Annotated in this window: 8 protein-coding genes; 6 read left to right on the top strand and 2 right to left on the bottom strand. The window is 39.9% G+C overall.

The features are described from left to right. Positions 1-531 precede the first annotated feature (531 nt). Entirely contained in the window at positions 532-729 is a 198-nt protein-coding gene (locus tag G396_RS10100) for a glycine zipper domain-containing protein (RefSeq protein WP_034907525.1), read from the top strand. Positions 730-956: 227 nt separating this feature from the next. On the opposite strand, the gene guaA is transcribed toward G396_RS10100, so the two are convergent. Beyond that, positions 957-2513 carry a glutamine-hydrolyzing GMP synthase gene (guaA, locus tag G396_RS0104065; protein WP_028125129.1) on the bottom strand — a complete coding sequence of 519 codons (1557 nt, stop codon included), beginning with the start codon at positions 2511-2513 and terminating at the stop codon, positions 957-959. Positions 2514-2534: 21 nt separating this feature from the next. Beyond that, complete coding sequence (coaA, locus tag G396_RS0104060; RefSeq protein WP_028125128.1) at positions 2535-3467, bottom strand: type I pantothenate kinase; 933 nt, start codon at positions 3465-3467, stop codon at positions 2535-2537. Positions 3468-3646: 179 nt separating this feature from the next. On the opposite strand from coaA, the gene mvk reads away from it, so the two are divergent. From mvk to G396_RS0104035, 5 genes are all read left to right on the top strand, one after another. Then, a complete protein-coding gene (gene mvk, locus G396_RS0104055; RefSeq protein WP_051221105.1) occupies positions 3647-4633 on the top strand; it encodes a mevalonate kinase in 987 nt (328 codons plus the stop codon). 29 nt (positions 4634-4662) lie between these two features. Beyond that, entirely contained in the window at positions 4663-5649 is a 987-nt protein-coding gene (gene mvaD, locus G396_RS0104050; protein ID WP_006419028.1) for a diphosphomevalonate decarboxylase, read from the top strand. A gap of 9 nt (positions 5650-5658) precedes the next feature. Then, positions 5659-6774, top strand: coding sequence for a phosphomevalonate kinase (locus tag G396_RS10095; protein ID WP_051221103.1), 1116 nt, complete (start codon positions 5659-5661; stop codon positions 6772-6774). 11 nt (positions 6775-6785) lie between these two features. Beyond that, positions 6786-7856: a type 2 isopentenyl-diphosphate Delta-isomerase gene (fni, locus tag G396_RS0104040; protein ID WP_028125126.1), complete on the top strand. Its 1071-nt coding sequence runs from the start codon at positions 6786-6788 to the stop codon at positions 7854-7856. Positions 7857-8573: 717 nt separating this feature from the next. Next, the gene (locus G396_RS0104035) at positions 8574-9944 is read left to right on the top strand and encodes a poly(R)-hydroxyalkanoic acid synthase subunit PhaE (RefSeq protein WP_028125125.1); all 1371 of its coding nucleotides are present in this window, start codon (positions 8574-8576) and stop codon (positions 9942-9944) included. Positions 9945-9961 lie beyond the last annotated feature (17 nt).

Here is a 9961-nt window from a genome sequence, read left to right as displayed (position 1 = left end):
GACTCGTCAGTGCTTGACAACGAGTCTCCTTCGGCATGACTGAAAGTCTGGGAAGCTGGCAGAGGCCAGCCTTGGAATGACCCTATCATGCCTCAGCTCATTGTCAAGCACTGACTAGATAGACCAATACAGTAAGTTAGTAGGTAACACATTGTTTATGATAAGTGGCTAACTTCAACTTGAAATTTCCGATCATGAACCTAATTCTATTTTTGAAATAATGCATATAATTTTTGATTATGAAAAAGAAATGAAATTTAGACCACTTGCAGGATAAGGTGAACCAACTGCCCTTTTATCTCACAATCTTCACTTTGATGTTTTTTTAGTAGAGTGGGATGAAATGAGAAAGAAGCATTACTACGGAGAAATCTCTGATGAAGAATTAGAGGATTGGAAACTGTCATTTCCTAAGAAATCAAGATTTTTAAAGAGAAGTAAAGAATAATACAAATGAATAGAAGAGTATTATTCAGTAAATTGGAATTTAGAGGAGACAACATATATACTATAAGTAAGGAGGATTTTAATATGAAAAATGATAAAGACAAGGATAACAAGATCGGAAACAGTGTTGCAATGGGTGTATCTCTTGGATTGATACTTGGAGCTGCAATAGGTACAGCAAGAGGCAATATTGGATTATGGATAGCAATCGGAATGTGTATAGGTGCGGGTGTTGGGTCAGCAGTTGGACGTAGTAATAAAAACAACGAAGACAAGAAATAGCCTTATGAATCCCCATTTGCTCAAATTTCCCTTAACAATATATGCTTTGAATTACACACAAAAAGACCGCAGCTTGAAAACTACGGTCTTATTTTTTGTCCAAATGTAAACCACTTGGAACTATTATTCAATTTATTCTTTTTAACAAATGTTCCCATTTTAATCCCGGTTACAGTTTTTGATCATCTGTAACTGTTGATTTTAAAAAGCTTTTAATTTTTTTGTGATTATTCCCACTCTATCGTTGCAGGAGGTTTCCCGGTGATATCATAGACAATCCGGTTGACGTGGGCGACTTCGTTAACGATCCGGGTGGAGATTTCTTGGAGTACATCCCATGGTAGTTGGGCGAATTCTCCGGTCATGCCGTCGATGGAGGTAATGGCGCGGATGCCGACCATGTGGTCGTAGGTCCGTTCGTCCCCCATGACACCGACTGATTTAACATTCGGTAAGACGGTGAAGTATTGCCATACATCTTTTTCAAGGCCACGTTGGGCGATGACTTCGCGGAGGATGGCATCGGATTCGCGGACGATCTCTAATTTTTCTTCTGTGACTTCTCCTAGGACCCGGATGGCTAGGCCTGGGCCAGGGAAGGGTTGTCGCCAGACGATATTATGTGGCATACCTAGGGCTTCGCCTAGGGCGCGAACTTCATCTTTAAAGAGGGTATTTAAGGGCTCAATCAATTCAAATTGCATATCTTCGGGTAGTCCGCCCACATTGTGGTGCGACTTGATGGTTTGGGCTGAGTCAGTACCAGATTCAATTACATCGGTATAAAGGGTTCCTTGGGCCAGGAAGTCAATGCCGTTTAATTTGCTAGCTTCGTCATCGAAGACATAAACAAATTCGTTCCCGATAATTTTACGTTTCCGTTCAGGGTCGGCCACACCGGCTAGTTTAGTTAGGAAGCGGTTTTTAGCATCAACCCGGATAATATGGAGACCAAATTGTTCTAAGGCTGCCATGACGCTATCGCCTTCGTTTTTACGGAGCAGACCGTGGTCGACAAATATACAAACCAGTTGGTCACCAATCGCTTTTTGTAAGAGGACACCCACGACGGAGGAGTCAACCCCACCAGATAGGCCAAGAAGAACTTTACGATTGCCAACTTTTTCCTGGATACTTTGGACAGCTAGGTCAATGAAGTTTTCCATGGTCCAGTTGCCTTGAGCACCACAGATATTAAAGGCAAAGTTCTTTAACATGGTATTGCCGTTGACGGATAAGCGAACTTCAGGATGGAATTGGACTCCGTAAATATTCCGTTCAGGATTTTCGAAGGCAGCAATAGGACAAGCTGCAGTTTGGCCGGTGACTTCAAAGCCTTGGGGGGCTTGGGTGACTAAGTCACCGTGGCTCATCAAGACTTGTTGTGAGTCACCTAAGCCTTTAAAAAAGGCTGAATCATTTTTTAGAATTTGGATGGGAGCTTGACCGTATTCACGGTGGTGACCGCGTTCTACTTTGCCTTTAAATAAATAGGTAATTAATTGCATTCCATAACAAATGCCCAAGACTGGAATCCCCAATTCAAAAATCGCTGGATCAACGTGATAAGCATCGTTGGCATAGACCGACTTAGGTCCACCCGATAGGATAATTCCTTTAACATTGCCCTTAGCTATGATTTCATCTGCTGTTAATTTATTGGAGAGGAGTTCACTGTAAACCCCAAGTTCCCGTAAACGTCGGGTAATGAGTTGATTATATTGACTACCAAAGTCAAGCACGATGATTTTTTCAATCTCGTTTAAAGATTGGATGGTATCCATTAAATCTTCCTTTCTTTTCTTCTAGTATTTTCTTACTTTGACTAAATCGACGGAGTGATCAGCTGACTTATGGATAATAATGTCCGCTCGCTCCATAGTAGGTTCAATATTTTGAACTAAGTTGGTTAAATTAACAGTATACCAAACTTCATCGCCAAAGTCTTTGATTTTTTCTTCTGGCCAGGAAAGCATAGGATAGAAGAAAGAATCAGGTTGGTCTTTGGATAGTTCCATTAACATCCGATACCGTTGGGTATACCAATTTTTAATATCCCGGTGGTCGGCATCAACATAAATGGAGAAATCAAAGAAATCGGAAACATAAATATGTTCATTTTGAGGTAATTGGAGGGTGTTAATCCCTTCAATAATTAAAATATCAGGATTATCAATGGTTATGAATTCTCCGGCTACAATATCATTGCTCTCGTGAGAGTAATGAGGGTATTGAGCGGGATCATTAGTGGTTTTGACCGTGTTCATAAAATGGATTAAGGCTTTCATATCATAGGATTCAGGAAAGCCCTTGCGGTCAAATAGGTTTTCTTCTTGGAGTTGGGCATTGGAGTATAGGAAACCATCGGTGGTCATCATATCTACTTTCCGGTCAGGATAAATTTTGGCCAGCATTTTATGTAGGACCCGCGCAATGGTGGATTTACCAACGGCAACCGAACCAGAAATACCAATAATAAACGGGGTTGAATTGGCTAAATTTGGTTTGTGGAGCATGCGATGTTTGATATGGTTTAATTTATTCATATTTTCTAAGAAAATATGGATATATTTTAAAAGAGGGGCATAGATTTCGTCGATATCCTCTTGATATAACCGGTCATTCAGGGATACCAATTCTTGAAGACGTTTGACATCAATGGTTAAGTCATCGGTTTCCATTAATTGTGACCACTGGTCACGCGAGAACTGGTAATAGTTATTGATTTTTACAGGCATTTACTCACCTCAAATTTTATTTGCAGAACTTTTCTAATGTAACCTTTATTTTAGCATAAAAAAAGCGCTTTAAATATAGTATAGACGTGAATATATAGTTTTTTCTTTGCTAAATCCGCCTTTTCCATGTAAAATAAATTAGGATTATTGTCAAAATAAGAGGGAGAAAGGGGATTAGTATGACAGATTGGCAAAATAAATATGTGAGTCAAGATATGGTTCGCGCAAGTAACTGTGGCTACGGCCATGCGCATAGTAAGATCATTTTAATGGGCGAACATGCTGTGGTCTATGATTATCCTGCAATTGCTATTCCCTTTACTTCCGTTCAAGTTCGGGTAAAAGTTCAAGCCAACCAAATTGGCCGCGATTTTATTCAAAGTTCTATTTATACGGGGCCCCTAACCACTGTCCCCAAGCAAATGGAGAATATCCAGGCCCTGGTAAACCTAACCCGGGATTCCTTCCAGTTTGATCGTAAAGCACTATTGATTAAGATTGATTCAGACATTCCTGCTGGACGAGGAATGGGATCGTCGGCAGCAGTATCCGTTGCTTTAGTCCGGGCTATTTGTGACTACTTTAATTATTCTATTTCAGATTACCAATTACATCTCCTGGTAAATCAAGCTGAGGCTATTGCTCATGAATCAACGTCTGGCTTGGATACCTTAATTACAGCTTCCGATAAACCAGTCATCTACCGGAAGAGTCAAAAACCCTTTAATTTCCCGCTAGATTTAAATGCTTATTTAGTTTTAGCTGATTCAGGTATGGAAGGACGCACCCAACAAGCTGTTTCCCGAGTGCTTCAACTAAAATTACAGCAAAAAGAATTCGTTGCAGAGTTAATGGAAAGCATCGGTAATTTTGTTGAGCAAGCCTATACAGCCATTCAGGATAAAAATCCAGCTGAGCTAGGTCGACTCATGACCTACAATCATTATTATCTGAATCAATTAGGGGTATCTAACGAACGATTAGATCGAATCATTAATGCTTCATGGATGGCAGGGGCCTTAGGTGCTAAATTAACCGGTGGCGGTATGGGCGGATGTGTGATTACCTTAGCCGAGAATTTAAACCAAGCCAAGGCTATTGCCAAAGCTATGAAGCAGGCAGGTGCGCACAAGACTTGGACCTTAAATTTAAATAAATTTGCCTAATTTATTGAGTGTTTTCTAGGAGGATGGCTATGACAGCAGATAAATATCAAGCCCGGATGCGGGCCCATACCAATATTGCTTTAGTTAAATATTGGGGTAAGCGGAATAAAAATTTATTTTTACCAGTCACATCGAGTCTGTCTTTGACACTCGATGCTTTTTATACTGAAACGGAAGTGCTTTTTGATCCTAGCTTGAAAGAAGATTCTTTCACTTTAGACGGACAAGTTCAAACGGGTCAGAGTCTAGCCAAGGTGTCAAATTTTGTGGACTTATTTCGGCGAGACTTTAATATGTCGCTCCCTGTCCAAATTACTAGTCGAAACCATGTGCCGACGGCGGCTGGTTTGGCTTCTTCTGCTTCGGCTTTTGCAGCCTTAGCTGCGGCAAGTAACCAAGCGCTGGGTTTAGGTTTAAGTCCAGAAGAAGTTTCCGTCTATGCCCGCCAGGGTTCGGGGTCAGCTAGTCGTTCCTTGTTCGGAGGTTTTGCGCTTTGGCATAAGGGCCAAGGGGATGATTCGGCCTCGTCCTATGCCCAACAAATTGATCCAGCTGATTGGGATATTGCCATGTTAGTGGTCCTAGTGAATCCTGGCCCTAAGAAGATTTCTAGCCGGCAAGGGATGGAACATACCATGCAAAGTTCACCTTTTTATGCCTTATGGCCCGAAGAAGTGGCCAAAGACTTAAGTGCCATGGAGGATGCCATCAAAGACCGGAATATCGATCAAATTGGGATAATTGCCGAGCACAATGCCATGAAAATGCATGCGACGATGATTGCGTCTAACCCCTCTTTTACATACTGGCAAGCCCAATCACTCTTAGCGATGGAACGGGTACGTCAACTACGCCAGGCTGGTTATTCTGCTTATTTCACCATGGACGCAGGACCAAACGTCAAAGTTATCTGTCCTTATTCCCAAGTTGAAGCCATTCGGCAAGCCCTCTTAGACGATTTTGCTGAAGATCACTTGGTTATTAGCCGGCCAGGTCCCGCGCCTTATGCGGTATAGGAGTGAAAGATGTTAAAAAAAATTAAGCATGACCCAACACTTAACTCTCAAGGACAAGGATTTGCTCCAGGAAAATTATACTTAGCTGGAGAATATGCGGTCTTAGCCCCACGGCAACCGGCTATTTTATTAGCCTTGAAACGCTATGTAAAAGTTACAATTAAGCCAAGTTCGACTCTGAACCAGGGGATTTTGAGTCAAGCCAAGGGTCAGGCCAATTACCATTACCAAAGGCAAAATGGAAGTATTCCGCAAGAAGAGGCCTATTGGACTTATTGTTTAGCTGCGATTCAGATTGTTGAAGTTTTCTTTCGTCAGAAGGGACAAGTCATCGCTGATTATCATTTAGAAACAATGAGTGACTTAGTCGAGGAAGTTAGCGGCAAAAAATTTGGGCTAGGTTCCTCTGGCGCTATTACAGTAGCTACGATTAGAGCCCTCCTTGATTTTTATGGTTACCAGGCTGATTCCCCTTTAGATGTTTATAAATTAGCTGTCCTAGCCCTAGTTAACCTGGGCAATAATGGGTCCTTTGGTGACCTAGCTGCCGCTGCCTTTGGAGGCTGGGTCTATTATCAAGCCCCAGATCGCCAATGGTTAGCTGACCAGGTTTCTCAGAATCAAACGATTGATTTCTTTTTGGAAAATTCCTGGCCGAACTTGCAAATTGAATCTTTGCCAGTACCTAGTAAAATTGACTTTTTAGTGGCATGGACCCAGAGTCCTGCCTCTTCTGACCATTTTGTGGCTAATTTTAAAGAGGCCAGTCAACAGGAACCTCAGCTTTATCAGGAGTTTTTAGCTGAGAATAAGGATGCGGTCTTGGCTTTAAAAACTGCCTTGATTCAAGATGATGTAGGCCAAAGTCAAAGCTTAATCAATAAGATCGGTCAACAATTGGATAACCTATCTCATCATTTAAAGCTGGGTATTTTAACGCCGCAATTAGAAACGATGATTAGCCTAGCCCAAGTCTATGGCTATGCGGCTAAATCTTCCGGAGCGGGTGGGGGCGACTGTGGTATAGCCTTAGGTGGCCTAGAAGCACGGAAGACTGACTTAATTCGTGCCTGGGAAAAACAAGAGATTACTTATTTAGATTTACAAATTAGCCAAACTTTTTGAAGGAGAAATACATGAACCTAGCACAAACACGCAAGAATGATCATGTTCGTTTAGCTTTGGAGCAACAAAGAAAAGACCGGGTGTCAGCCTTTAATGATCTCCGTTTTGTCCATCATTCTTTGAACCAAGTTCGGCAAGATCATTTAGATTTATCCAGTCATTGGGCTAACCAGGACCATAGTTGGCCCTTCTATATTAATGGTATGACCGGAGGCACGGAAAAAACCAAACAATATAACCAAAAACTTGCCCAAGTAGCTCATGAAACAGGATTGCCCATGGCTACAGGGTCGGTTTCAATTGCACTTAGTCAACCCCTAGTGGCAGATTCCTTTCAGGTGGTTCGGCAATATAATCCAAATGGATTTGTGATGGCGAATTTGGGCGCCCACCATAACTTGGAAAATGCTAAACGTGCGGTTGACTTATTGGATGCCAATGCTTTACAAATTCACTTGAATATTCCGCAAGAAGTAGTGATGCCAGAAGGGGACCGGGATTATGGCATGTGGCTCGATAATATCAGTCAAATTGTGGCTCATCTGGGTTTGCCTGTGATTGTTAAAGAAGTTGGCTTTGGGATGTCACGCGAAACCATCTCTGATTTAATTAGTGTTGGGGTAGAGAATATCGATGTCTCAGGTCGCGGTGGAACTAACTTTGTCCAAATTGAAAATGATCGACGGACGCGGCTCGACTTTCAAGATTTAGGCAACTGGGGGCAGACAACCCCTGAATCACTCTTAGAAGCACTCGCTTTCCAAGATCAGGCTCGAATTCTTGCCTCTGGCGGTATCCGTAGTTATTTAGATATGGTTAAAGCTTATGCCTTAGGTGCCAAAGCGGTTGGTTTATCTGGGCGCTTCTTGGCCTTAGTTGATCAACTATCTATTGAAGATTGCGTTCAAGTAGTGAATGACTGGCGGGATTCAATTTCCCATATGATGTTGATGCTAGGCGTGGAATCGATTGAAGCAATCGCCACTTGTCCAGTAGTAATCAATGGTCAACTTCGTGATTGGGCTCTAAGTCGTGGTATCGATTATCAGGCATTAGCTCAACGTCAGCGCCAACAAAGTTAACTTGTTATAAAGAAGCTACTTTATTTTTAAGTTAGAACATATATTGGACTTGCTTGTTATAGTAAATTTTATTACAAAACAGTAAAAGGATTGGGTATTTTTACTCAATCCTATTTTTTGTATAATATCAACTATTTGACCAAAAATTTGTAGAAAGAATAGTGCGGCATATTAAAAATAAGGGTGGGAGCTAATTTTTAAAGATTATGAAAGATCAATTATCTTTATTTGCTTATAGGACCTATAAGTTTGGAGGGGATTTCCAGGAAAATAAGGTGGGACTACACCTAAAAAGTGTTTAAACAGATGATCAGGAGAAGAGATTATGAGAAAATCTAATAAAACCTATCGTTTTTCACAAACAATTATAATTCCTGAACTCAAAAAAATGAAAATAATACTAATTAAATATTCATCATCGCATAATAGAAGCGTTTACAATTACTAGTTTTGAAAAAATATTAATATATTAAAATTATATTTATCATATTAATTAAATTAATGGTACATATTAATTTTTCATATGACTTTTTTTCTATTTTACCCTTAAAAAGCGTTACCACTTCCTTTAAAATGAAGGTATCGACGGATTCAGAGGGTTGAAAGCAGAATTTTATCATCAAATTCTAATAAAAGTTACTTTTGCCACTTAGATAAGTTGATGGAGTTGTAGTTACTAACCGTTTGATTTTTTTAAAATTTTAAGGAGGAAAGAATATGAGTCAAGATTTATATGGTCAATGGCTAGATACGCAAAAAAACTGGTTGGAAAATGTTTCAAAATTAGGAAATGAATCAATGACAAATCAATGGACTGCTCCCTATAAAACTTGGTTAGATTCACAAGAAAAAGCTTATGAATCTTATCAAAAAGCTGTAGGTGGCGACCAACAAGCCCCATCTTTATTTAATCCTTTCATGCCGCAAGCAAATCAATTATTTAATCCTTTCCAAGCATTGCAAAATTTTGACCAAGTTCAAAAAGATTCAGTTAAGGCTTGGCAAGATGCTTATAAGAATAGCCCGATGGGTCAATACATGGCCCAATTGCCAAATATGAATGATTATACGAAGCAAATGCAAAACTTATTCCAAGTGGATCCAAGCACTTATACAAAATTTTTATCTAAAGATACGCGGGATATTTTTGCTAAGATGACCAATGCTTCTCAAATATACGAAAATATGTATAAGTTCTATCAAGAATTTGTAGACACCGTAGCTCAGCCTGCTGGTAAAGAACTTGAAAAAACTTGGAACCAATTAGTAGAACAAGGTAAGGTAAATTACCAAACCTTAGTTGAACCATTTATTCCAGTTCAAGTTAAAGCTTTCATGGAAGCACCTCAACAAATGCTTGAAGCTCTAAGTCAACAAAATGATACTTTCTGGAAACCTTGGAAAGATGCTGCTGAAGACTTAACTTATTTATATAATCAAAGTCTTTTAGGGGATACGGCTAAATTATCTGAATTCTATGATTTATGGCAAGATACCTATGCTCAAACATTTGGTGCTGTAATTAAGTCACCTTTAATGGGGAACAATGCAGAATTCTACGAAGCTCAAAACCAATATATGGATCAATTAGTTCGTCTTTTAGTAGTTTCTTCTGAATTCTCTTCTAAATTGAGCCAAGTGACACAAACTCACTTAAAGAACCATATGAAAGACTTCATGGAATTAGTTGAAAAGAATGAACAACCTAAGACTTATAAGGAATTCTATTATTACTGGTCTAAACAAATTGAATCTACCTTGAATGCTTACTTCTATACTGATGAGTTTGCAGAATTATTAGGGGAATTCTCTTCTGCTTTTGCCCAAGCGAGAACGCGCCAAAATGCAGTCTTAGAACGTTATTTAGCAAATACGCCAATCGTTTTAGAATCTGATATGCGGAGTTTATATAAGAAGGTTCACGAAATGAAACGTGAAATTCGTAGTTTAAAGAAGGAATTAAAAGAATTACATGCAAGTGATGAAGTTGAAGCAAATGCACCCGTTAAAGCGGCAGCTAAGCCTGCTCGTAAACCAGCTGCACGCGCAACAAAATCAAGTACAACTACTGCTAAAGAAAGTAAATAATTAAAATCTACAAGGAG

This window comes from Eremococcus coleocola DSM 15696, assembly GCF_000428865.1.
Classification (GTDB): domain Bacteria; phylum Bacillota; class Bacilli; order Lactobacillales; family Aerococcaceae; genus Eremococcus; species Eremococcus coleocola.
The sequence above is the reverse complement of the archived record's forward strand: the minus strand, read 5'-3'. Positions and strand labels throughout refer to the sequence as shown.